Source organism: Actinomadura barringtoniae (assembly GCF_017573505.1).
GTDB lineage: Bacteria > Actinomycetota > Actinomycetes > Streptosporangiales > Streptosporangiaceae > Spirillospora > Spirillospora barringtoniae.
Window position 1 is genome coordinate 169853 of sequence record NZ_JAGEOJ010000023.1, and the last position, 22937, is coordinate 192789.

Annotated in this window: 19 protein-coding genes; 13 read left to right on the forward strand and 6 right to left on the reverse strand. The window is 70.0% G+C overall.

Annotation, left to right across the window (positions count from 1 at the left end; translation table 11 throughout):
- Nucleotides 1–61 precede the first annotated feature (61 nt).
- A complete protein-coding gene (locus tag J4573_RS43350; RefSeq protein WP_208262105.1) occupies nt 62–1387 on the forward strand; it encodes a class I SAM-dependent RNA methyltransferase in 1326 nt (441 codons plus the stop codon).
- A gap of 54 nt (nt 1388–1441) precedes the next feature.
- Complete coding sequence (locus J4573_RS43355; RefSeq protein ID WP_208262054.1) at nt 1442–1837, forward strand: nuclear transport factor 2 family protein; 396 nt, start codon at nt 1442–1444, stop codon at nt 1835–1837.
- A 943-nt stretch (nt 1838–2780) separates the two neighbouring features.
- Here J4573_RS43355 and J4573_RS56430 read toward each other — a convergent pair.
- Entirely contained in the window at nt 2781–3947 is a 1167-nt protein-coding gene (locus J4573_RS56430) for a lectin (RefSeq protein WP_307797383.1), read from the reverse strand.
- Nucleotides 3948–4677: 730 nt separating this feature from the next.
- Entirely contained in the window at nt 4678–4965 is a 288-nt protein-coding gene (locus J4573_RS43365; RefSeq protein ID WP_208262057.1) for a hypothetical protein, read from the reverse strand.
- 381 nt (nt 4966–5346) lie between these two features.
- Between J4573_RS43365 and J4573_RS43370 the strand changes: the two genes are divergently transcribed.
- The 4 genes from J4573_RS43370 (at nt 5347) to J4573_RS43385 (ending at nt 9238) form a co-directional block, all read left to right on the forward strand.
- On the forward strand, nt 5347–5730 hold the full coding sequence (locus J4573_RS43370) for a helix-turn-helix transcriptional regulator (RefSeq protein ID WP_208262059.1): 384 nt from the start codon (nt 5347–5349) through the stop codon (nt 5728–5730).
- 111 nt (nt 5731–5841) lie between these two features.
- Nucleotides 5842–6102 (forward strand): hypothetical protein, encoded by a 261-nt coding sequence (locus J4573_RS43375; protein WP_208262060.1) that lies wholly within the window; start codon nt 5842–5844, stop codon nt 6100–6102.
- A gap of 161 nt (nt 6103–6263) precedes the next feature.
- Nucleotides 6264–7991 carry a DUF11 domain-containing protein gene (locus J4573_RS43380; protein ID WP_208262062.1) on the forward strand — a complete coding sequence of 576 codons (1728 nt, stop codon included), beginning with the start codon at nt 6264–6266 and terminating at the stop codon, nt 7989–7991.
- A 320-nt stretch (nt 7992–8311) separates the two neighbouring features.
- A complete protein-coding gene (locus tag J4573_RS43385) occupies nt 8312–9238 on the forward strand; it encodes an LLM class F420-dependent oxidoreductase (protein WP_208262063.1) in 927 nt (308 codons plus the stop codon).
- Nucleotides 9239–9357: 119 nt separating this feature from the next.
- On the opposite strand, the gene J4573_RS43390 is transcribed toward J4573_RS43385, so the two are convergent.
- The gene (locus J4573_RS43390) at nt 9358–10848 is read right to left on the reverse strand and encodes an MFS transporter (protein ID WP_208262064.1); all 1491 of its coding nucleotides are present in this window, start codon (nt 10846–10848) and stop codon (nt 9358–9360) included.
- A 215-nt stretch (nt 10849–11063) separates the two neighbouring features.
- Here J4573_RS43390 and J4573_RS43395 point away from each other — a divergent pair, with 215 nt between their 5' ends.
- The 5 genes from J4573_RS43395 (at nt 11064) to J4573_RS43415 (ending at nt 18035) form a co-directional block, all read left to right on the forward strand.
- Nucleotides 11064–11846: a TetR/AcrR family transcriptional regulator gene (locus tag J4573_RS43395; RefSeq protein ID WP_208262065.1), complete on the forward strand. Its 783-nt coding sequence runs from the start codon at nt 11064–11066 to the stop codon at nt 11844–11846.
- 78 nt (nt 11847–11924) lie between these two features.
- The gene (locus J4573_RS43400) at nt 11925–12710 is read left to right on the forward strand and encodes a hypothetical protein (protein WP_208262066.1); all 786 of its coding nucleotides are present in this window, start codon (nt 11925–11927) and stop codon (nt 12708–12710) included.
- A 201-nt stretch (nt 12711–12911) separates the two neighbouring features.
- Nucleotides 12912–13844, forward strand: a complete 933-nt coding sequence (locus J4573_RS43405) for a DUF3152 domain-containing protein (protein WP_243774499.1) — start codon at nt 12912–12914, stop codon at nt 13842–13844.
- A gap of 46 nt (nt 13845–13890) precedes the next feature.
- Complete coding sequence (locus J4573_RS43410) at nt 13891–15474, forward strand: 3' terminal RNA ribose 2'-O-methyltransferase Hen1 (protein WP_208262067.1); 1584 nt, start codon at nt 13891–13893, stop codon at nt 15472–15474.
- A complete protein-coding gene (locus J4573_RS43415) occupies nt 15471–18035 on the forward strand; it encodes a polynucleotide kinase-phosphatase (RefSeq protein ID WP_208262069.1) in 2565 nt (854 codons plus the stop codon). Before J4573_RS43410 ends, J4573_RS43415 begins: the two co-directional genes overlap by 4 nt.
- Before the next feature lie 5 nt (nt 18036–18040).
- Here J4573_RS43415 and J4573_RS43420 read toward each other — a convergent pair whose 3' ends face one another.
- From J4573_RS43420 to J4573_RS43430, 3 genes are all read right to left on the reverse strand, one after another.
- On the reverse strand, nt 18041–18859 hold the full coding sequence (locus tag J4573_RS43420; protein ID WP_208262071.1) for an SGNH/GDSL hydrolase family protein: 819 nt from the start codon (nt 18857–18859) through the stop codon (nt 18041–18043).
- Between the two features lie 158 nt (nt 18860–19017).
- Nucleotides 19018–19683 carry a response regulator gene (locus tag J4573_RS43425; RefSeq protein WP_208262072.1) on the reverse strand — a complete coding sequence of 222 codons (666 nt, stop codon included), beginning with the start codon at nt 19681–19683 and terminating at the stop codon, nt 19018–19020.
- The gene (locus J4573_RS43430) at nt 19680–21047 is read right to left on the reverse strand and encodes a sensor histidine kinase (protein WP_208262073.1); all 1368 of its coding nucleotides are present in this window, start codon (nt 21045–21047) and stop codon (nt 19680–19682) included. Before J4573_RS43430 ends, J4573_RS43425 begins: the two co-directional genes overlap by 4 nt.
- Nucleotides 21048–21228: 181 nt before the next feature.
- Here J4573_RS43430 and J4573_RS43435 point away from each other — a divergent pair, with 181 nt between their 5' ends.
- Both J4573_RS43435 and J4573_RS43440 read left to right on the forward strand, forming a co-directional pair.
- Nucleotides 21229–22083, forward strand: coding sequence for an ABC transporter ATP-binding protein (locus J4573_RS43435; protein ID WP_208262074.1), 855 nt, complete (start codon nt 21229–21231; stop codon nt 22081–22083).
- Nucleotides 22083–22808 (forward strand): ABC transporter permease, encoded by a 726-nt coding sequence (locus J4573_RS43440; protein WP_243774548.1) that lies wholly within the window; start codon nt 22083–22085, stop codon nt 22806–22808. The genes J4573_RS43435 and J4573_RS43440 overlap by 1 nt, the downstream gene beginning before the upstream one ends.
- Nucleotides 22809–22937 lie beyond the last annotated feature (129 nt).

Below are 22937 nucleotides of genomic sequence, written 5' to 3' on the forward strand. Positions count from 1 at the left end.
TCAGGAGCGGGCGACCGGCGCCTCTGCGGAACGCGGTCCCGGTGACCTCCCGGAGCCCGAGGTGGGCGACCTTGTGGAGCTGGAGGTCGGCAACGTCGCCAACGGCGGCTTCTGCGTGGCCCGGCACCAGGGCCGCGTGGTGTTCGTCCGGCACACGCTGCCCGGCGAACGGGTCCGGGCGGAGATCACCGACCGCACGAAGAACTTCCTGCGCGCCGACGCCGTGGAGATCATCGAGGCCTCCGAGGACCGCGTCGTGCCGCCCTGCCCGTTCTCCGGCCCGGGCCGCTGCGGCGGCTGCGACTGGCAGCACGCCTCGCTCGCGGCCCAGCGCCGCCTGAAGGCCGCGGTGATCGCCGAGCAGCTCGAACGCGTCGCCGGCATCACCCGCACGGTCACGGTCGAGGAGGTGCCCTACCCGGTCGAGGCCGAGTTCGTCCCGGGCCCCGGCCTCGGCTGGCGCACCCGCGTGCAGTTCGCCGTCCAGGACGGGTCGGTCGGCCTGCGCAAGCACCGTTCGCACACCATCGAGCCCATCGACGAGTGCCTGATCGCCCACCCGGGCGTCGAGGAGATGGGCATCGAAACGAGCCGCTGGCCCGGCGCGTCCTCCGTCGAGGGCATCGTCTCCAACGCCACCGGCGACCGCCTGGTCGTCGTCCGCGAACGCGGCAAGCGCCGCGCCCGCGTGCCCCGCCTGCCCGTCCCGGTCCGCCTGATCCGCGGCAAGCCCGAGCCCGGCAGCTCCCTCCCGTACGTGCGGGAAGAGGTTTCGGGCCGCATGTTCCAGGTGAGCGGCAGCGGCTTCTGGCAGGTTCACCCGGGTGCCGCCCAGCTGCTCTCGGACGCGGTCCTCGAGGCGCTGGAGCCCAAGCCCGGCGACATCGCCCTCGACCTCTACTGCGGCGTGGGACTCTTCGCCGCGGGCCTGGGCGAACGAGTCGGCCGCGACGGTCTCGTCGTCGGCGTGGAGTCCGACGGCCAGGCCGTCCGTGACGCCAAGTTCAACCTCAAGGACCTCAAGAACGTCGCCATCGAACGCGGCCAGGTCGAGGAGGTCATCGCCGACCTGGAGTTCGGCAAGGCCGACGGTTCCGACCGTTCCCAGACCAAGCGCGGCGGCGGCCACCACCGCGGCACCCGCGTCCGCGGCGCCGACATCGTCGTCTTGGACCCGCCCCGTTCCGGCGCCGGCAAGGACGTCGTCGACCAGATCGCCCGGCTGGCAGGCCGCAAGATCGCCTACGTCTCCTGCGACCCCGCCACCCTGGCCCGCGACCTCGGCTACTTCAGCGAACGAGGCTGGACCCTGGAGTCCCTGCGGGGCTTCGACGCCTTCCCGATGACCCAGCACGTGGAGGTCCTCGCGACCCTGGTCAAGGGCTAGATCCGCTTCCGGCCAGCCGCTTGATCGGCCACGCGTCCCGTTCAGACTCGGGACATGGCGGACAATCCGGAAATAGCGATCGAGTACCTGCGGCGCCTGGACACCGGCGGCGACCTCTTCGAGCTCTTCACCGACGACGCGGTGGTCTTCCTGCCCAAATGGGGCGTGGCCACCGGCCTCGAAGAGGTCCGCCGCATGTTCGCGGACGTGGGCAGCGGCCTGGCCGGCATCAAGCACGACCTGGACGGCCTCAACATCATCACCCAAGGCGACACCGTCGTCCTGGAAGGCACCTCCGCAGGCTCCCTCCCCGACGGCGGCACCTGGGACAACAGCCGCTGGTGCGACGTCTTCGAGTTCACCGACGGCCGCATCCACCGCCTCCACATCTACATGGACCCCGACTACTGCGAACGCGACACCGCCCGCTACCCCTGGCACACCTCCTAACCAGCAGCCGCGCAAGCCAACAACCCCGCGGCCAGCGACCGTGCGCGTCAGCGATGGTGCGGGCCAGCGATGGTGCGGGCCAGCGACCGTGCGCGTCAGCGATGGTGCGGGCCAGCGATGGTGCGGGCCAGCGACCGTGCGCGTCAGCGATGGTGCGGGCCAGCGATGGTGCGGGCCAGCGGCCATGCGGGCCAGCGATGGTGCGGGCCAGCGGCCATGCGCGTCAGCGATGGTGCGGGCCAGCGGCCATGCGGGCCAGCGATGGTGCGGGCCAGCGACCGTGCGCGTCAGCGATGGTGCGGGCCAGCGACCACGCGCGTCAGGGACCATGCGGGCCAGCGATGGTGCGGGCCAGCGGCCATGCGGGCCAGCGATGGTGCGGGCCAGCGGCCATGCGGGCCAGCGATGGTGCGGGCCAGCGGCCATGCGCGTCAGCGATGGTGCGGGCCAGCGGCCATGCGGGCCAGCGATGGTGCGGGCCAGCGACCGTGCGCGTCAGCGATGGTGCGGGCCAGCGACCACGCGCGTCAGGGACCATGCGGGCCAGGGACCGTGCGCGTGCGGGCAGGGACCGTGCGCGCCAGCGAAGGTGCGGGCCAGCGACCTGTGCGCCAGCGACCGTGCGGGCCGGGATCTGCGCGCTAGGGACCAGTGCGCCGGGGGCGATGCGGGCGAGGAACGTATGGCCAACGGGGGCGTGGGTCGGATCATGCGGGGCAGGCGAACATGCGCGCTAGCTCACTATGCGGGTCAGCGACCAGGTGGGCGGGCGTGGTGCGCGGCGGCACGTGGGGGTGGCTCACCGACTATGGCTGGACCGAGGCTGGTCAGGCCTCTCACCAGACCCTCGTTGACGCTGCGCGGGTGGGGGCGTTCTTTCCTGCAGCAGGACCGCGCGGCTGGGCCAGAAGATGGGCCAGCCGCGCGGGCCGTGCGTTGGGGGTTAGGAGGGCAGGTTCCAGTGCTGGTTGGCGCTTCCGGCGCAGGCCCAGATCTGCAACGGTGTGCCGTCGGCTGAGCTTGGGCCGGTCGCGTCCAGACACTTGCCGGACTGCGGGTTGACGAGTTGGCCGCCGGAGTAGGTCCATTTCTGGGCGCCGGTGCCGTTGCAGGTCCACAGTTGGACCTTCGTTCCGTTGGCCGTACCGCCGCTGGCGACATCGAGGCACTTGTTGAGGGCGCTCAGGGTGCCGTTGGTGTTGACCGTCCAGCGCTGGGCGCCGGTGCCGTTGCACGTCCAGAGCTGCACCTGGGTCCCGTCGGCGGTGTTGGAACCTGAGACGTCCACGCACTTGCCGCCGTAGCCGGTGATCTGGCCGGTCGGGGTGCCACTGCTGGACGCCGCGTTCACGTGCACGTAGTCGACCAGCATCTGCTGCGGGAACGACGTGCTGCCGTCGGGGGAGCCGGGCCAGTTACCGCCCACCGCGACGTTCAGGATGATGAAGAACGGGTGGTCGAACACCCACTGGTTGCCGTTGGTGTCGGCCGGTGTGTGGCGCTCGTAGACGTTGCCGTCGAGCGACCACGAGATCCCGCTCGGGTCCCAGTCGATGGCGAACGTGTGGAACGCGTCGGCGAGAGCGGCGCCGCCGGGCAAGGTGGTGGTGCCGGTGAGGGGATTGCCGCCCGAGTACCCGGGACCGTGCAGGCTTCCGTGGTTGGTACCCGGCTCGCGGCCGATGTTCTCCATGATGTCGATCTCGCCGCTCTGCGGCCAGCCGACGCTGCCTATGTTGCTACCGAGCATCCAGAACGCCGGCCAGATGCCCTGCCCGCGCGGAATCTTGATGCGGGCCTCGACGTGGCCGTACTGCTGGGTGAACTTGCCTGCGGTCAGGAGACGAGCCGACGTGTACTGGCACGATCCGTACCAGCAGCTGTAGCCGCCGGGGTTCTCCTTGCGGGCGGTGATGACGAGGTTCCCGGCACCGTCCATCGCCGAGTTGGACCTGCTGTTGGTGTAGTACTCGAGCTCGTTGTTGCCCCAGCCGCTGCCACCGGTGTCGTACCCCCAGTGAGAGCTGTCAGGAGCGGACCCGGCCGGCCCGTTGAAGTCGTCGTTCCAGACAACGGGCCCAGGCGCAGCGGCGCTAGCCGGACCGGACACGCCGAACAGGGTGAGGGGAACTGCGAGGGCGAGAGCGGCCGCGGCTGTGAAGAACCGGCGGCATGTGAGGCGGAGGGCCATCGAAGTGGCTACCTTCCTCCGTCCGCGCCCAGCCAAGCGAGCGGGAGCGGGACGGCTCGAGGCGGTGGCGGGCCGCCCCCACGGGACTCGCCTAACGGTCGCCCGGAGCGTAAGACGAGATAATTCACGCGTCAATATAAGACCTGAAAAAAGCTCTCTGACGTCCCCCAACGCCACCCGGCCACCGCTCGCGACGCCGCTGACCGCCCGCTGGTCATCGCGGACGAGCACCAGACGTCGAACAGGCGACGCCGACCGCCCGTCGCTGGGATTGGACATCGGGTCGATGGGGGCATCGATGGCCGGACATCGGGGCACCGAGCGCCTGAGGTCATGGGGAGCCATGGATCGAACGTCGGTGGCCGGGCGCCGCGCGCCTGACGTGGTGCGGCCGGGCCGGGCCGCGCTCTGGGCCGGGCCGAGCCGCGCGCTGGGCGTCGGCGTTGAGTTGGAGTGCTCGGCACCAGGCGTCTCGATCATTGGCGGACCGGGTGTCGGGCGGCTGATGTTGTGGGGCGCTGGGCTAGAGGCCGAATGCGCTGAACGGTGCCGGGGGCCGGGGGAGGGGTCCCCGGCGGGAGTCGGTGCCGGGGGCGCTGCGGCCCCCGGCACCGATCGTGCGGCCGTTGTGCGGATGAATGCAGTCTGCTCAGCGGCCGACGAGTGCGACGAGCACGCCCGCCGCCACGGAGGCGGTGGTGGCTACGAGGGAGAGCAGGGCGACGGTCTGCCGGAAGCGGTTGTCGAGCTGGCCCCGCGTGACCTGTTCTCGCTCGGCTGTCGAGAGCCGGGTCTCGAGTTCGTCGACCAGCCTGGACTGGTCGATCGCCTGGCGCTCGTTCAACTCGTTGCGCTGGCAGCAGAGTGCCAGTTGCCCCTCGAGACCGGCCAATCGGACGTCGATCCCGCGGCGCAGCTCCGAGAGCGCCAGTTCCATGGTCAGCGGTCCTTTCTCTGTCACCGTCGCCCCACCCTTCGTGCGGACCCATTAACAGAGATTAGGTAGGTATCCGTAAGATTTCAAGTAGTAACCGGTAAGAAACAGGAAGAAATATTGACTTGCACAAAGTTCAAGAAAGATATTGAACATTGTGCAAGTTGGGCCCCTCTACTTGAACATCGTGCAAGTGGAGGGAAATGGATATCCGATGGAGCGTTGTCGGAGCTCGTCGTCAGGAAGGTCGTGGAGTTCGGGGTGCCGGGTGCGGCGGCCGGATCTTGGGTGGCCGGTGATAGGGCGACGGGGTTGGGTGGCTTGAAGGAAATATTCGTCTCTCGCTTACTGGATGTTCCTTAATGTTTCCGGCATCCTGGTCGCATGGGCGGAGAGCTGGACCGTGAACGGGTCGCCAAGTACGTGGTGGCGCGGCGCGGGTCGATGGGGTTGACCCAGGAGCAGCTCGCCGAGCGGGCGGGGGTCACGGTCAAGACCATCTACAACCTGGAGGCCGGCGAGCGCTGGCCGCAGGCGCGGACCCGGAGTGCGATCGAGGCGGCCCTGGACTGGCGGCCCGGCGACCTGGTCAGGATCGGGGAGGGGCTGGAGCCGGTGCCGTCGGCGAGCGAGGACATGTCGCTGGCGCTGCGGGAGCTGTCCGAGCTGAACGCCTACTTCGCCGATCTCCAGGCCGACGCCGGCGACAAGCGGCGGATGGCGCTGGCGTTCCTGCGGGCGCTGTACGGGGAGCCCGAAGGGCGCTGATTTCCGGCGTCGGGTGAGATTTCCGGATGTGACCGGTTGTTGCGCTCCTGACTCCGGGGCATACTTCCAGTGCCGGTCCAGGTCAGAAGTCCCCCCGAAGGAGCGCCTGAGATGCGTGCGGCCAGTGTTCTGGTGGCGGTCTGCGCGGGAGCCGTCGCGCTGGCCCTCGCCCTCCGCGGCGATGCGGCCCTGGCCTTCGACGCCGTCTTCGTCGCGTTCGGCGCGGTGGTCGTCAGGGTTGTGTGGGACATCCGCCGGCAGCAGCGGCGCATCCTCGATCAGCTGGAGATCCAGACCCGCGTTCTCCACAATGCGGCCCGGCTGGCGGCCCAGAGTCTGGAAGAACCCCGCGACCAGGGCCCCCGCGCTTGACCAAAGGTTGACGTCACCGGCTGTAACGACACGCCGCCACGGCGCTAGGAGATCATTCCGGGCCGGGTTAGAACGGAGTCGATCAAGCTGTCTGGCCAGGTCACGGGGGGACCATCATGATCCAGAAGGCAAGGGGGCGCACTCGAGCCCGTGGTCTCATCGTGCTGATCGCGACACCGCTGCTCGGGATCGTCATCCCGGTGCTCGGCGTCCACGAACCGGCCAGGGCCGACGGCCCGGTACGGGTCGGGGCCAAGAAGCACTACAAGGCGTCGCACCGGCACCGGAACGGCCACGCCGTGCGGCCCGGTCGCTTCGTCATCGACACGACCGGCCCGAAGGCGCCGATCCTGCCCGGCCGTACGTACAACTGGCCGTTCGCGGTGACCAACAAGGGGCCGATGCGCGCGGGACCGGCGATCCTCAAGGCGCCGCTGCCGAAGTCGCTGGAGTTCGTCTCCGGCGCGGCCAACTGCTCGTTCGCGGGCAACACGGCGGTCTGCCAGCTCGGCTCGCTGAAGCCGGGCCAGACGGTGGCCGGCGTCATCACCGCGAAGGTCGGCGCCGCGGTCAAGCCGCGCGAGGCCATCAACGCCGCCGCCACCGTGAGCTGGGCGCGTTCCTCGGTCTCCAAGGCGTTCCCGCAGGTGGCCGTGGCCGACACCGCCGACATCTCGGTGACCAAGACCGCGCCGTCGGCGATCCGCCCCGGCCAGGCCATCCCGTACGAGGTGACGGTCCGCAACAACGGCCCGTCCGCCGCGGTGGGTGTCGAGGTCCAGTCCGCGCTGCCGCTGAAGGTGAGCGGGGGGAGCTCGCAGGCCTGCGCCGGCGAGAGCCACGGCGGCGGCCGTCCGCACGGCAACGTCAGCGGCTCGTGCGCGACCGGGCACAGTGAGGCGGGCGTGAAGCACAGCTCTGGCGAGGTCTGCGCCGGTGAGAGCGAGTCGATGCCGAACGGCCAGAGCACCACAGGCCAGGGCACGAACGGCCAGGGCAGCCACTCCGCGTGCGTCCACGGCCAGAGCCAGACCGGCGTCGACCACTCGGGCACGCAGTTCTGCGCGGGCATGCCGCAGAACGGCCAGAACGGCACCGGGACGAGCACTGGCACCAACGGCCAGAGCCCCAATGGTCAGAGCTCGAACGGTGAGAGCTCGAACGGTGAGAGCACCAACGGCCAGCCGTCGAACGGCCAGAGCACCACGGGCGAGAACGGCACCGGCCCGAACGGCACTGGACCGAACGGCACGGGGTCGAACGGCACGGGGTCGAACGGCACCGGGCCGAACAGCACCGGGTCGAACGGCACCGTCGACAACGGCAACGAGAACCACGCCGCCTGCGCGTCCAGCCGTGGCGAGTCGGGCACCGAGCAGTCCTCGTCGCCGACCGACGTGATCGAGTCCGGCAACGGCTGCCTGCAGCGCAGCATGAGCTTCGTCTGCAGCGTCGGCTCGCTGTCGGCAGGTGAAGAGCGGACGTTCAAGATCAGGGTCCGGCCGGGCCAGAAGGTCCGTCCCGGCGCGGTCGTCGAGTGGCCGTCGGACGTGACGACCAAGACGATCGAGCTGAACCTGGCCAACAATTCCGCCACCGCCCGGACCAAGCTGAAGCTGCCCGCCGCAGCCAAGGCGGGCATGGCGCTCAACAAGGTGAAGCCCGGCAAGGTCAAGGCTCACCGCCCTGGTGGCCCGGGCCAGCGCCCCGCCAAGCGCCCGTCCCAGCGTCCCGGCGCCCCGATCTGGCACGGCGGCGTCCCGGGCGGCGGCATGAACGAGCTGCCCCGCACGGGCGCCGAGTCCGGCGCGATGTTCGACGGCGCCCTGGGCCTGATCGGCGTCGGCCTCATCCTCACCCGCCTCGGCCGCCGCTCCCGCCGCGACTGAGCAAGGCTGAACACGACCAGGCGCTGACCGCGACTGAGCAAAGTGAACACGACTAGGCGCTGAACACGATCAGGCGCTGAACACGATCAGGCGCTGAACACGACTAGGCGCGGCCAACTCCGGTTGGCCGCGCCTAGCCACGTCTAAAACCCCTCGCCACGACTGACCAGGTCCGCCTGCCGCCAGCTGCAATCAGGCGTGGCCGACGGTCGGTCCTGGGTGGTGAACGGGGCTGGGCGCGCTGTGTGCGGGGCGGGGTTTGGCGTTGTCGGGGGGGGGTTGGGCTCGGGGTGGTGGGGCGCGGGTACCAGGATGGGGGCATGCGTCTTCGGATCTTCACCGAGCCCCAGCAGGGGGCTAGCTACGAGACATTGTTGTCGGTGGCCAAGGCCACGGAGGACCTGGGGTTCGACGCGTTCTTCCGGTCCGATCACTATCTGAAGATGGGTGATATGTCCGGGGAGCCCGGGCCCACGGACGCCTGGGTCACGCTCGGGGCGCTCGCCCGCGAGACCAGCCGGATCCGGCTGGGGACGCTGATGACGGCGGCGACGTTCCGGTATCCGGGTCCGCTGGCCATCTCCGTCGCACAGGTCGACCAGATGAGCGGGGGGCGGGTGGACTTCGGCATCGGGACCGGGTGGTTCGACGCCGAGCACACCGCGTACGGGATCCCGTTCCCCAGCCTGAACGAGCGGTTCGAGCGGCTGGAGGAGCAGCTGGAGATCGTCACCGGGCTATGGGGGACTCCCAAGGGCGAGACCTACTCGTTCGAGGGCAAGCACTACACGCTCGCCGACTCGCCCGCGCTGCCCAAGCCCGCCCAGGCCGGCGGTCCGCCGGTGCTGCTGGGCGGCTTCGGCGCCAAGCGGACGCCGCGGCTGGCGGCCCGGTTCGCCGACGAGTTCAACCTGCCGTTCCACAAGCTGGACGACACCGAGCTCGCGTTCGGGCGCGTCCGTACGGCGTGCGAGGAGGCCGGGCGGACCAAGCCGATGACCTACTCGGTCGCCCAGGTCGTGTGCTGCGGGCGGGACGAGGGGGAGTACAGGAAGCGGGCCGAGGCGATCGGCCGGGACCCCGAGAGCCTGCGCGAGGAGGGGCTGGCCGGTACGCCCGCCGAGATCGTCGACAAGATCGGTAAGTTCGGCGAGCTGGGTGCCGAGTGCGTCTACCTGCAGGTCCTCGACCTGGACGACCTCAACCACCTGGAGCTCCTGGCCTTCGAGGTCCTCAACCGGCTCTGACATGGCAGAGAGGCGCCCCTCGCGAGATTCGCGAGGGGCGCCTTCCTGCGCGGTGCCGGTCAGGCAGCGGGTGAGGCAGCGATCAGGCAGCGGGTGAGGCCGTGGATCAGGGCTGCGGATCAGGTCGCGGGTGAGGCCGCCGTCTCCTCGAGCTCCTCCTCGGTCCTGGCGTGCTTGGGGAGGAGGAACGTGACGACGAAGCTCGCCGCGAGCAGGCCGACCGTGACCCAGAGCGTCACGTACATCGCGTGCTCGAACTTCACGCCAGAGGTGAAGTCGTTGCCGAGCGTGTTGAAGAAGACGGTGCCGAGGACCGCGGCGCCGAGGGTGCTGCCGAGCTGCTGGATCGCGGTGAGCGTGCCGCCCGCCGAGCCGGTCTCGTGCGGCTCGACGCCGGCGAGGACGGTGTCGAAGAACGGGGCCATCAGCAGGCCCATGCCGAGGCCGGTGACGACCAGCGCGGGGGCCAGCTGCCACGGCGTGACGTCCATCCCGACCTGGTGCAGGGTGACGGCGATGCCGACGACGCCGAGGCTCATGATGACGGTGCCGACGTGGATGACCTTGCGGCCGAACTTCTGCACCGCCTGGGCGAGGCCGAAGCCGATGATCATGCCGACCGACCAGGGGATCTGCGCCAGGCCGGCCTTGAGCGGCGAGTAGTGCAGGCCGAGCTGGGTGTAGAGGCCGAACACCAGCGCGAAGCCGGTCATGCCGGTGAAGAACACCAGGCCGAGGGCCAGGCCGCCGCTGAAGCCGCGCTTGCGGAACAGGCTCATCATGATCAGCGGGTCGCGGCCGGCGCGCTGCGTGCGCAGCTCGTACCAGGTGAAGAGGGCGAAGACCGCGGCCGAGCCGGCCATCATGAGGAACGTCCAGGCGGGCCAGTCGTGCTCGCGGCCCTGGACCAGCGGGTAGATGATCAGTGCCGCTCCGACGGCGGCCAGTACGGCGCCGACCAGGTCGAGCCGCGCGGCGTGCGTGGACTTGGACTCGGGCAGGAACTTCAGTCCGGCGAGAACGGCGGCGACGCCGAGCGGCAGGTTGATCAGGAAGATCATGCGCCAGCCCGCGCCGAACAGGTCGGCGTCGATCAGGAAACCGGCCAGCACCGGGCCGCCGACCGAGGACAGGCCCATGATCGGGCCGAACGCGCCGAACGCCGCGCCCATCTCCTTCGGCGGGAACATCTCCTTGATCATGCCGAGGCCCTGCGGCAGCATCACGGCGCCGAACAGGCCCTGCAGCATCCGGGAGCCGATCAGCATCTCGGGGTTCTGCGCCAGCCCGCACAACAGTGAGCCGATGGTGAATCCCGCGGCGCCGATGAGGAACATCCGCTTGCGGCCGTACAGGTCGCCGAGGCGCCCGCCGGTCAGCAGGCCGACGGCCATCGCCAGCGTGTAACCGGCGGCGAGCCACTGGATGGTGCCGGCCGAACCGCCGAGGTCGCCGCGGATGGTCGGGGCGGCGATCGTGGTGATCAGCGCGTCCAGCAGGTCAAGGATCTCGCCGGCCAGGATCACGAAAAGCGCGGCCCAGCGCCACTTGTAGAGGGTTTCGCCGAGCCCGGCCCCGGCGGCCGGAGCGGTGTCGGTCGAGGTGCTCATCGGAGCCTCCCGGGAGGATTAAGAACGGTGTTCGTTGTGTACGAACACCGTTCTACGTTGGGAACGGTGATCGTGTCAAGTACGATGTTCGTTGGAGGTCGAGAGTGAAGGCCGGCCGGATCCTCTCTCCTGTAGAGAAGATATATCGCGTCAGCCGGAAGTCAAGATGTATCGCGTTTTTGCCTCTGTGTGATCACGGATTGAGAGGGGTGGCCATGCCGGCGACCGATGCGAACGAGCATGAGATCCCGACGCCGCCCTGGCGCAAGAAGCGCCCGACCGCCCCGGCCCGGCAGCCGCTCAGCCAGGACCTGATCGTCGAGACCGCGATCCGCGTACTGGACGCCGAGGGCCTGGACGCCGTCAGCATGCGCCGCGTCGCCCAGGAGCTGAACACCGGGCCCGCCTCGCTCTACGCGCACGTCTCCAACAAGGAGGAACTGCTGGACCTCATGCTCGACCAGATCGTGGCAGAGGTCGAGCTCGTCGAGCCCGATCCCGAGCGCTGGCAGGAGCAGGTCAAGGAGGTCATGCGCTCGGCGCAGCGGGTGTACGCCGCGCACCGCGACATCGCGCGAGCGAGCCTCGGCACGGTGCCGACCGGCCCGAACGCGCTCCGCATCGCCGAGAACCAGCTCGCCATCATGAGGGTGGGCGGTGTGCCCAAGAGGGTGGCCGCGCTCGCGGTCGACACCCTGGGCCTCTACCTGGAGGCCAACAGCGTCGAGGACTCGATGTACCTGTCGAAGCTGAAGGACGGGGAGAGTCCGCACGAGTACTTCGAGCAGTACATCGGCCAGATCCGCAAGTACTTCGCCAGCCTGCCGGTCGAGCGCTTCCCCAACATCGTCGGCATGGTCGACTACCTCACCGATGACGGCGGCGACGAGCGCTTCGAGTTCGGCCTCGACATCATCGTGCGCGGCATCGCCTCGTTCGCGGAGAGTGCCGCCGGGAGCGATTCAGCCCCCGGTGGAGGGTCCTCCACCGGGGATTGACCGATATATCCGAAGTGATCGCATACGTGTGACGCGTGGTGTAGGTGTGTTTCCTTCCGCTATCGGGAGGAAGCCCCCATGTCCCGTTCCTTTGTGGCTCGACGCGTTCAGTACGTGCAGTACGCGGGCCTCGCCCTGATCCTCGCCGTGTCGTCGACCGGTGTCGCGGGATGCAAGGCCGGAAAGAAACAGAACAACAAATCCAACGGCTCAGGGACTACCCAGCCGACGACGCAGCCCACGTCCCCGCAGAACGGGGCGCCTGCGGCGGCGGCTGACAACGGGCTGGCCGGCAAGCCGCCGAAGGTGATCCTCGCGCAGGCCGCCCAGGCCGTACGCGCCGCCGGGTCGATGCGCATGAAGGGCAGCAAGAAGGACGGCGGCGAACTCCTCGCCGTCGACATGACGCTCACCGCCAAGGGTGCCAAGGGAAAGCTGCGCGGCCCCATGGGCGGCAAGAACGTCACCATGGAGATGGTGTTCGTCGGCGGCAAGGTCTACGTGCGCGGGCAGCAATTGTGGATGGCCGCCGGAGGCAAGGCCATGGTCCGCAAGATGGGCAACAAGTGGAAGGTACTGAACGCCAAGGGCATGCCCGGCTCGGACTTCCTTTCCCTGGGCGCGATGGCCAAGGGACTCCTCAAGCCCAAGGGCAAGGTCGTCAAGCTGAAGCCCGCCATGCTCGGCGGCCAGAAGGTGATCCGGCTCATGGACGGCGGCGACCACTCGGTGATGTACATCGCCGCCACCGGCAAGCCGTACCCCCTGCGCATGGCCGAGTCCGGTGGGAAGAACGTCGTCAACTACGCCCAGTACGGCGCCCCGGTCACGCTCACCCCGCCCCCCAACGCCGTCAAGGGCTGAACAGGGGTGGTTCGGGGGTGCATTTAGGGGCATCTCGGCGCTGTCCAGAGGTGCGACGCAAACGCCTGGCGCAAAATGATCACATCAGCGCGCTTTTCTGGCATGCTTTTCACCGCCATGCAGCCCCCACGATCGCGCCAGGGTCGTCGGCGCCGCCGGTCCGGCACGGATCGGAGGCGCACGCCGCCGCCGCTTCCCCCGATGGACCCGTATTCGCGTGATCCGTACGAGGACTTCGGGCACGATCCGCTGGCGGACGTCGTCCCGCCGCCGCGGCCGCGCGGGATGTACGACACGGGCGTCGGCATGGGGCGCGACCTCGACAACGCGTTCAAGGGCGCGGGGCGCAGCGTCATTCTCGGCCGGAGCCTGATCGCGCTCGCGGTGACGGTCGTCCTGCTGATCGGGCTCGGCGCGCTCGGCTTCCTCTTCCTGGCGCCGACGTCGGACTCGCGTTCGTCCTCGCCTCGCACCGACAAGAGCCCCGACGGGAGCGGCTCGGACGGCAGCGCGGACTCCGCGCCGCCGCGCCCGCCGGTCGTCACGCCCAAGGTCCCGCCGTACATCCCGCAGGTCGGCACCGGCAAGTTCATCCGCCCGGCCGCCGCCGGAGCGCGTACGACGGGGCACGGCAAGCTGCTGCGCTACATGGTCGAGGCGGAGGGCGGGCTGAGGCAGAGCCCCAAGGCGTTCGCGCTCAGCGTGGACCGCATCCTGGCCGACCCGCGCGGCTGGACGGCGGGCGGCAAGTGGTCGTTCCGGCGCGTGGACTCGGGCCCATATGACTTCGTGGTGCGGCTGGCGGCGCCTGGAACGGTCGACAAACTCTGCGGCGCGGGCGGTCTCGACACCGACGGCGAGGTCAACTGCAGCGTCGGCAAGCAGGTCGTGGTCAACCTCCGCCGCTGGTTGCTGCTCACCACGTTCTATAGAGGGCAGCCCGCGCACTACCACGCGCTCGTCATCAACCACGAGGTAGGCCATCGCCTCGGCTTCAAGCACATGACCTGCGCGGGTAAGGGTCGCCTTGCGCCGGTGATGCAACAGCAGATTTTCGGCCTGAAGGGCTGCCGGATCAACGGCTGGCCTTACGACACCAGGGGCAAGTTCATCAGCGGACCCGCCGTTCCCTAGCAAAACCATTTGAGGGAGCAGGGGCCGGATCCGCCATGCTTGAGGCGTGCTCCTGACGATCACGACAACGATGTCCCCGGCCACCGACCTGGGGTTCCTGCTGCACAAGCATCCGGACCGGGTGCAGTCGTTCACGCAGGCCTTCGGCACCGCCCACGTCTTCTACCCCGACGCGGAGGCGGCGCGCTGCACGGTGGCGCTTCTCCTGGACGTCGACCCGGTCAAGCTCGTGCGCACGCGCCGCCGGGGCACGCCGGACTTCTCCCTGAGCCAGTACGTCAACGACCGCCCCTACGCGGCCTCGTCGCTGCTGGCCTCCGCCATGGCCGGTGTCTTCCGTACGGCCATGCGCGGCCGCTGCGACGCGCGCCCCTCGCTCGCGGATTCCCCGCTCCCGCTGGAGATCACACTGCCCGCGCTGCCATGCCGGGGTGGCGCCGAACGGGCCGTCGCCTATTTCGAGCCGCTCGGCTGGCAGGTCGAGGCGACGCCCGTTCCGCTGGACCCGGAGTTCCCCGAGTGGGGCGACTCACGGTACGTGTCGCTGCGTCTCACCGGCGAGGTGCGCCTGGCCGACGCGCTGAACCAGCTGTACGTCCTGCTGCCCGTCCTGGACGACTCCAAGCACTACTGGCTCGCCCCCGACGAGGTCGACAAGCTGATCCGCGCCGGCGAGGGCTGGCTGGCCGCCCACCCGGACCGCGCCGGCATCACCCGCCGCTACCTGGCCAACCGCCGAGGCCTCGTCCGTGCCGCCCTCGGCCGCCTCGCCGACGCCGACGACGCCCCCGAGGACGCCCTGGACCGCGACCCCCTCGACGAAGAACCACCGCCCCTCGACCCCACAGCCGCCGAACCCGGCGCCGACCTCAACACCGAGCCCTACGCTCCGCCGGGCGCCCTGTCCAGCGCCGCGCCGGACGCTGCGACGAGCGTCCCGGCAGACGCTGAGCAGGGTGCTGAGTCGAGCGTTGCGGGCGTCGGTCGGGAAGGCGTCGCGGCGGCGGGCGAGGGCGCGGCTGGGGTGCCGGTGGCGCTGGCTGAGCGGCGGATTCAGGCCGTTCTGGAGACGCTGCACGCTGAGGAGGCGCCGCGGGTCATCGATCTTGGGTGCGGGACCGGGAAGCTGGTCGCGCGGCTGAAGCAGGACCGGTACTTCCAGCGGATCGTGGGCGTGGACGTGTCCGAGCGGGCGCTGCTGATCGCGCATCGGCGCGGGCTGCCGGACGAGTACTCGCCCGCGCGGCTGCCCAGGGTGGAGGTGCTGCAGGGCGCACTGACCTATGCGGACGAACGCTTTCGCGGGTTCGACGCGGCGGTGCTGATGGAGGTGATCGAGCACATCGATCCGCCCCGGCTGCCGGCGGTCGAACGGGTCGTGTTCGGCGACGCGCGGCCACGCGTGGTGCTCGTGACCACGCCGAACTCCGAGTACAACGTCCGGTACGAGGGGCTCGCGGAGGGCGCCATGCGCCACCCGGACCACCGCTTCGAATGGACCCGGGCCGAGTTCCAGGCCTGGGCGGCACGGGTCGCCGTCGCCCACGGCTACCGCGTCCGGCACGTGCCCGTGGGCGACGACGATCCTGAGGTCGGCTCGCCGACGCAGCTGGGGGTGTTCACCCGATGACGACCGAGATCCGACTGCCCGAAATGGGGCTGGTGGTGCTCGTCGGCGTGTCCGGCTCCGGCAAGTCGCACTTCGCGCGCACGCACTTCAAGGCGAGCCAGGTGGTCTCGTCGGACTACTGCCGGTTCGTGGTGTCCGACGACGAGAACGACCAGAGCGCGACCGGCGACGCGTTCAACCTGCTGCACTACATCGTGCGGACGCGGCTGCGGCGCGGGCTGCTGACCGTGGTCGACGCGACGAACGTTCAGCAGAAGGCCCGTCAGTCGCTGCTCCAGATCGCCAAGGAGCAGGACGTGCTGTCGGTCGCGATCGTGCTGGACGTGCCCGAGCGGGTCGCGGTGGAACGCAACGCCGGGCGGCCCGAACGTGTTCTGCCCGATCATGTCGTGCCCCGGCAGCGGCGTGAGCTGCGCCGCGGGCTGCGGTCGCTCGGGCGGGAGTTCAAGCGGTCGTACGTGCTGCCGAGCGTCGAGGAGATCGACGCGGCGACCATCTCCTACGAGAAGGGCTGGACCGACAAGCGCGAGGTCACCGGCCCGTTCGACGTCATCGGTGACGTCCACGGCTGCCGCGCCGAGCTGGAGGAGCTGCTGGCCGACCTCGGCTACGAGATCTCGCGGGACGCGCTCGGCCGGGCCGACGGCGCGCGCCACCCGGACCGTTCGGCGGTCTTCGTCGGCGACCTGGTGGACCGCGGACCGGACACGCCGGGCGTGCTGCGCCTGGTGATGGGCATGGTCGAGGCCGGAACGGCGCTGTGCGTCTCCGGAAACCACGAGAACAAGCTCGTACGGGCGCTGCGCGGCAAGAAGGTCAGGGTCGCGCACGGGCTGGCCGAGTCGCTGGAGCAGCTCAGCGCCGAGCCGGACGAATTCCGCGACGAGGCGCTGCGGTTCATGGACGGCCTGATCAGCCATTACGTGCTGGACGGCGGCAAGCTGGTCGTCGCGCACGCCGGGCTGAAGGAGGCCTACCACGGGCGCGCGTCGGGCCGCGTCCGGTCGTTCGCGCTGTACGGCGACACGACGGGGGAGACCGATGAGTACGGCCTGCCGGTGCGTTACCCGTGGGCGAACGACTATCGCGGCAAGGCGATGGTGGTCTACGGGCACACGCCGGTGCCCGAGTCCGAGTGGATCAACAACACGATCTGCCTGGACACCGGGGTGGTCTTCGGCGGCAAGCTGACCGCGCTGCGCTATCCGGAACGTGAGCTGGTCTCCGTGCCGGCGAAGCAGGTCTGGTACGAGCCGACGAGGCCGCTGCGCGCAGAAGCGTCGGGTGCCGGGCCTTCGGCTTCGGCTTCGGGCGGGCATCGCGAGAGCGACGTGCTCAAGATTTCCGACGTTCTGTCGAACGACGGGGTGGAGACACGCCTGCTCGGCAGGGTGGCCGTACGGGAGGAGAACGCGCTCGCCGCGCTGGAGGTGATGAGCCGCTTCGCGGCGGATCCGCGTTGGCTGGTGTACCTGCCGCCCACGATGGCCCCGCCCGAGACCTCCTCGCTGGAGGGATACCTGGAGCACCCGGCCGAGGCCTTCGCCACGTACCTCAACACCGGGCTGAGCCGGGTCATCTGCGAGGAGAAGCACATGGGCTCGCGGGCGGTGGCCGTCATCACCCGCGACGCGACCGTCGCGGCTTCGCGCTTCGGGGTTGAGGACGGTACGACGGGCGCGGTCTTCACCCGTACGGGCCGGTCCTTCTTCCGCGACCCGGCCCGTACGGAAGAGGTCCTTTCCGTTCTTCGCGCAGCCGTGGACGGGGCCGGGCTGTGGGACGAGCTGGAAACGGGGTGGCTGGCCCTGGACTGCGAGCTGCTGCCCTGGTCGGCCAAGGCGATGGACCTGATCCGCACGCAGTACGCCGCGACGGGTGCCGCAGCCCGTGCCGCGCTGCCTCTGGCGTCCGATGTGCTGGGTCGTGCTGCCGCGCGAGGGCTTGATGTGGGCGGACTGCGTGAGGACGTTGAGCGCCGAGCCGTCAACGCGGGGCTCTTCCGCGACGCGTACGCCCGCTACTGCTGGCCGGTGAACGGGCTGGAAGGGCTGAAGCTCGCTCCCTTCCAGGTGCTCGCCGCCGAGGGGAACAACTGGGCATCGCTTCGTGAGCATGGCTGGCACATGGGGATCGCGGATCGCCTAGCTGCCGCCGATCCGTCGGGGCTGGTGGCTGTGACCGAGTCGCTTGTGGTCGACCTTTCGAAGACCGACGCAGCCGTGGAGTGGTGGGAGAAACTGACCGCGGGAGGGGGAGAAGGCATGGTCGTCAAGCCGTTGGGACCGTTCCCCGAGGATCGCAAGGTGCAGCCGGGCATCAAGTGCCGCGGCAGGGAGTACCTGCGCATCATCTACGGCCCGGACTACACAGAGCCGGAGAACCTGCAGCGCCTGCGTGGCCGGTCGCTCGGCCGAAAGCGTTCCCTGGCGATGCGCGAGCACGCCCTCGGAATGGAGGCCCTGGACCGGCTGGCCGGGGGAGAGCCCCTGTGGCGGGTCCACCAGGCCGTCTTCGGCGTGCTGGCCCTGGAGTCGGAGCCCGTGGACCCGCGTCTCTAGGGGATTTACGACACCGCCAGGAGGAAGGTATCGGCGATCTGCCGATACCCCTCCGGAGTGGCATGCCCGTCGTTCTTGGCGCACTGGTAGGTCCACGTGCAGATGCGCGCGACGTTCAGGGGGATCTCGCCGTAGGTCGGCAGGGTGACCTTGGTGGCGAAGTCATGCGTGGCGAACGTGGCGTTGACGTCTGCGACCTTGAAGCCGCCCACGCGATAGACGGTCTGCTCCCAGGTGTTGAAGACGTCGACGAGCGGCACGGACGCGATCGCTATGGCCTGCCCGCCTGTGACCCACGTAGCGAGGCCGGGATCGTAGTACGTCATCGCCGCGTATGTGGGTGCGTCGCCGCCGGCCTTCTTCAGGCGAGTGGCTATCTGCGGCAGGTTGGTGATGATGGTGCCGATGCCCTTGAGGCCGCAGGCTATGTCGCCGTCGAGAAAGCAGGCCGTGTCGTTGGCGCCGACGTCCAGCGTCACGTAGCGGACTTGCGCTTTGTGCTGGCTGAGGAACGCTTCGGCGGCCTTCATCTGCGAGCCCTCGGAGTAGGTGCAGATGCCGCCGTTCAGCATCGTCGAGGTGGTCTCCCCGCCGCAGCCCAGCTTCACGAGCTTCAGGCCGGGATTCTTGGCCTTGAGCGCCGCGTAGAGGTTGTCGGTGTAGCCCTCGTCCGTCGGCCCTTTGCCCGGCTGGGCGCCGACCGAGAGCGAGTCGCCCACCGCCACGTAGTACGTCGTTTCATCCGCGTGCGCCGGTGTGGTGGTGAGCCCGGCGGAAAGCGCGGTCATGACCCCGACGGCAACCGCCGTCAGTCGCGTCTTCATCGTCGGAAGGTAACCCGCCCCAATGAAATCCCACTGAAGTCACGTTCCACACCGGCGGCGCTGGCGTGCGGCCGTAGCTCATCCCGCGCTGCTGTGCCTCAGCCCATGGGGTCGTGGCTCAGCTGTGCGGCCGTGCCTAAGTCGGCGCGGCCCGTAGCTCAGCGCGCGCGGACCAGGCCGGACTGGTAGGCGATCACGACGAGCTGGGCCCGGTCGCGGGCGCCGAGCTTGACCATGGCGCGGTTGACGTGGGTCTTGACCGTGGCGGGGCTGACGACCAGGCGCCGCGCGATCTCGTCGTTGGTCAGGCCGGTCGCGACCTGGACGAGGACCTCGCGTTCACGGTCGGTCAGGACGGCCAGGCGTTCGGGGGAGGGCGGCTCGGCATGGTCCGGCTGGGCCAGGAAGCGGGCGATGAGGGTGCGGGTGGCGGTCGGGGAGAGGAGGGCGTCGCCCCGGCTGACCACCCGGATGGCTTCGAGGAGTTCGACGGGCTCCGCGCCCTTGCCGAGGAAGCCGCTCGCCCCGGCGCGGAGGGCACGAAAGACGTACTCGTCGATCTCGAACGTGGTGAGGATCAGGACGCGGACGCCCGCCAGGTCCTCGTCCTCAGTGATCATCTTCGTCGCGGCGAGGCCGTCGGTGCCGGGCATCCGGATGTCCATGAGTACGACGTCCGCCCGCGTCTTGCGTGCGAGGGCCACTGCCTCCAGACCGTCGCGGGCCTCGCCGACCACCTCCAGGTCGGGCGCCGCGTTGATGAGCACGGTGAAGCCCGCGCGCATGAGGGATTGATCGTCCGCCAGAAGGACCCGAACGGTCACGAGACCGAGCCCGTCTCGGTCGACGCGGGGAGACGTACCGCCACCCGGAAACCGCCGCCCGCCATCGGGCCGGCCTCCATCCACCCGCCGAGCGCCGCGACCCGTTCGCGCATCCCGGCGATCCCATGGCCATGTCCGCCTCCGGTGTCGGTCCCAGCGCCGCTTCCGTGGCTAGTGCCGATGCCAGTGCTGGCGCGGGCGTCGATGGACGGAACGGAGTCCGCGGCCAGAACGGGGGTGATGGCCGGAGCGGCCGCGGGCGACGCGGAGGTGGGATTGGCGGGGTGAGCTGGAGTGGGAGCTGGTGCCGTACGGGCGCCGTTCTCTATCTCGATGCGCAGGGCGTCGGTCTCGTAGGTGAGCCGTACGAGGGCGGTGGAGCCTTCAGCGTGCTTGCGGATGTTGGTGAGCGACTCCTGAACGACTCGGTAGGCGGTCACGTCGGCGGCGGGTGGCAGGCGGTGTTCCGAGCCGGTGACGAGGCGGTCGACCTGCAGGCCTGAGCGGGCGAGGGACTCGAGGAGCTCCTCCAATCTGGCCAGACCGGCGGTCGGCTGGGTGGGCGCGGTCGGCTCGTCCGGTCCGCGCAGCAGCCCGATCGTCTCGCTCAGGTCGGACAGTCCGGCCCGCCCCGAACGGCGGATCTGTGCCAGCGCGGCCTTGGCCAGGTCAGGCCGGTCGGAGAGCACCTGTTCGGCGACCCCGGCCTGAACGTTGATGAGCGCGAGGTGATGGCCCACCGCGTCGTGCAGGTCCCGGGCGATGCGCAACCTCTCCTCGATGACGCGGCGGTGTGCCTCGTCCTCGCGGTCGCGTTCGGCCCGCCGGGCCCGTTCCTCCACCTCGGCGATGTACTTGCGGCGGCTGCGGGCGGCGTCCCCGGCGGCGAGCGCGAGCCCGCAGAGCGCGATGAGGGCGACGTTCTCCCAGCTGAAGAACGGCTTGGGGCGGAACGCGGCGTGCGCCAGCGCCAGCCCGAGCACCGCCAGCCAGCCGAAGATCAAGGACTTGCGGCGGCCGGTGGTGTCGGCGGCGTTGTAGAGCGCGATCATCGGTGCGGCGAACGCCAGCCCGCGTGCCCCGGTCAGCACGATGAACGCCCCCGCCCCGACCGTTGCGGCGGCGAGGACGAGGAACGGGTGGTGGCGCCGGGCGAGGAGCGAGCCGTACGCGAGGGCCGCCGCCAGGAAGGCCGCGACGCTGCGGTTGCCGTCCGCGGTCAGCATCGTCGCGGCGAACAGGAGGGCGGCCAGCGCGGCATGCGCGACGAACGGATGACGCCGCAGGGCCAGATGCAGACCCGTTCGCAGGGCCAGATGCAGACCCGTTCGCAGGGCCATCTGCAGGCGGCCGAAGGCTTTCACCCCATCACCGTAAGCCGCGCGACTCCGCTCGGCATCGTCCCGTCGCGGTACTCCAGGCGCGGATGACCGGGCCCCCTCGTACCGCGTCTGCCGTACGTGCGAAACCGGGCGACAGGCGGACGACTGCAGGACCCGTCGCGGCCGATAGTCGGCGGTGAGAAGCGAAGGGCAGGAGGACACGATGACTGGAGTGTCGGTCCGCGGACTGACCAAGGATTTCGGCTCGTCGGTGCGGGCAGTGGACGCGCTCACGTTCACGGTCGCGCCCGGCCGGGTGACGGGGTTCCTCGGCCCCAACGGGGCAGGCAAGACCACGACGCTACGCATGATGGTCGGTCTCATACGGCCCACCGCCGGTGAGGCGTTGATCAACGGCCGGACGTACGGACAACTGGCCAGACCGCGCCGCGTCGTGGGCGCGCTGCTGGAGGCGACCGGCGCGCACCCGGGACGGCGCGGCCGCGACCACCTGCGCCTGCTGGCTCAGGTGACCGGCATGCCCGCACGCAGGGTGGACGAGGCACTCGACCAGGTCGGCCTGACGGACGCCGCCGGCCGACGCGTGGGCGGCTACTCGCTCGGCATGCGCCAGCGCCTCGGCCTGGGCGCCGCGCTGCTCGGAGACCCGGAGATCCTGCTGCTGGACGAGCCTGCCAACGGCCTGGATCCGGCCGGAATCGCCTGGCTGCGCAGCCTCCTCCGCGACTTGGCCGCCGAGGGCCGCGCCGTGCTCATCTCAAGCCACGTCCTCAGCGAGGTGGCCCAGACCGCCGACGACGTGGTGATCGTGAACGAGGGCCAACTGAGGCACGCCGGACCCCTGGCCGAGCTCGACGACCTGGAAGCAGCCTTCCTCCGCCTAACAGGCACCCCAGCCGAGCCGTCCGGCACAGCCTCCGAAAAGGCGCCTGAGCACGCGGCCGGACAGCCGACGTGGAGAACGTCCGGGCAGCCAACTGGCGACCCGGCCGGAAACGGGGGCGGGCGGGCTGCTGGTGGGGCGGCGGGCGAGGCGGCTGAGGGGAGGTCGGCGTGATGAGGGTGCTCATGGTGAACGAGTATCTGAAGCTGCGGACCGTGCGCGGGCCCTGGCTGCTGTTCGCGGCGGGGCCGGTGCTGGTGGTCATCGGGATCGCGGGGTTGGTGACCGGCGGGGCGGACGTGGACGATCCGGCGACGGCGAGCAAGGCCGCCGCGCACGTCGGGTTGATGTCGCTGATCATGTTGATCTTCGGGGTCCTGGCCGTGGCGGGCGAGCATCGGCATCGGACGATCACCGACACCTACCTGTCGGAGCCGCGCCGCGGCCGGGTGATCGTCGCCAAGCTCTCGGTGTACGCGGGGGCGGGCGTGATCTTCGGCGTGCTGCTGGCGGCGACGGCCCTGGTCGCGAGCGCCGTGGCGTTCTCCATCGCGGGCGGCTCGCTCGACCTGTCCGACGGCGACCTGTGGCGCACTCTCGCCGGAGGCGTCGTCTGGAACGCCGCGTTCACCGGCATCGGCGTCGCGGTCGGCGCGCTGATCCGGAGCCCGGCGGGCGCCATCGCCACGGCGCTCGCCTGGATCGCGCTCGTGGAGGGCCTCGTCGGGCAGCTGATAGGTGATCTGGGCCGGTGGCTGCCGTTCTCCAGCGGCCGAGCAGCAGGGCTTCTGCCGGGGTCGGAGCTCTCCCAGAGCACGGGGATGGTCGTGCTGCTCTGCTACGTGGCGGCGTTCGCCATCGTGGCCGTGACGGTCACCGCGCGGCGGGACGTCACCTGAGGGGTGAGCATGCTCAAGGGGCAGCCCTCCTGGACGGGAAGGCTGCCCCTTGGAGCGTCATCAGCTGAGCTGATTCTCCAGGCGATCCGCTTGTCTCCGGTGCGCCGCTGTATCCGTGGTCCGGATTCC

Bases quoted from the DNA above. Each gene is read 5' to 3' on its own strand.
- J4573_RS43405 (WP_243774499.1), top strand. From the start codon at position 12,912: ATGGACCCGTATTCGCGTGATCCGTACGAGGACTTCGGGCACGATCCG.
- J4573_RS43440 (WP_243774548.1), top strand. From the start codon at position 22,083: ATGAGGGTGCTCATGGTGAACGAGTATCTGAAGCTGCGGACCGTGCGC.
- J4573_RS43375 (WP_208262060.1), top strand. From the start codon at position 5,842: ATGCGTGCGGCCAGTGTTCTGGTGGCGGTCTGCGCGGGAGCCGTCGCG.
- J4573_RS43385 (WP_208262063.1), top strand. From the start codon at position 8,312: ATGCGTCTTCGGATCTTCACCGAGCCCCAGCAGGGGGCTAGCTACGAG.
- J4573_RS43390 (WP_208262064.1), bottom strand. From the start codon at position 10,848: ATGAGCACCTCGACCGACACCGCTCCGGCCGCCGGGGCCGGGCTCGGC.
- J4573_RS43370 (WP_208262059.1), top strand. From the start codon at position 5,347: ATGGGCGGAGAGCTGGACCGTGAACGGGTCGCCAAGTACGTGGTGGCG.
- J4573_RS43420 (WP_208262071.1), bottom strand. From the start codon at position 18,859: ATGAAGACGCGACTGACGGCGGTTGCCGTCGGGGTCATGACCGCGCTT.
- J4573_RS43415 (WP_208262069.1), top strand. From the start codon at position 15,471: ATGACGACCGAGATCCGACTGCCCGAAATGGGGCTGGTGGTGCTCGTC.
- J4573_RS43435 (WP_208262074.1), top strand. From the start codon at position 21,229: ATGACTGGAGTGTCGGTCCGCGGACTGACCAAGGATTTCGGCTCGTCG.
- J4573_RS43400 (WP_208262066.1), top strand. From the start codon at position 11,925: ATGTCCCGTTCCTTTGTGGCTCGACGCGTTCAGTACGTGCAGTACGCG.
- J4573_RS43395 (WP_208262065.1), top strand. From the start codon at position 11,064: ATGCCGGCGACCGATGCGAACGAGCATGAGATCCCGACGCCGCCCTGG.
- J4573_RS43365 (WP_208262057.1), bottom strand. From the start codon at position 4,965: ATGGAACTGGCGCTCTCGGAGCTGCGCCGCGGGATCGACGTCCGATTG.
- J4573_RS43355 (WP_208262054.1), top strand. From the start codon at position 1,442: ATGGCGGACAATCCGGAAATAGCGATCGAGTACCTGCGGCGCCTGGAC.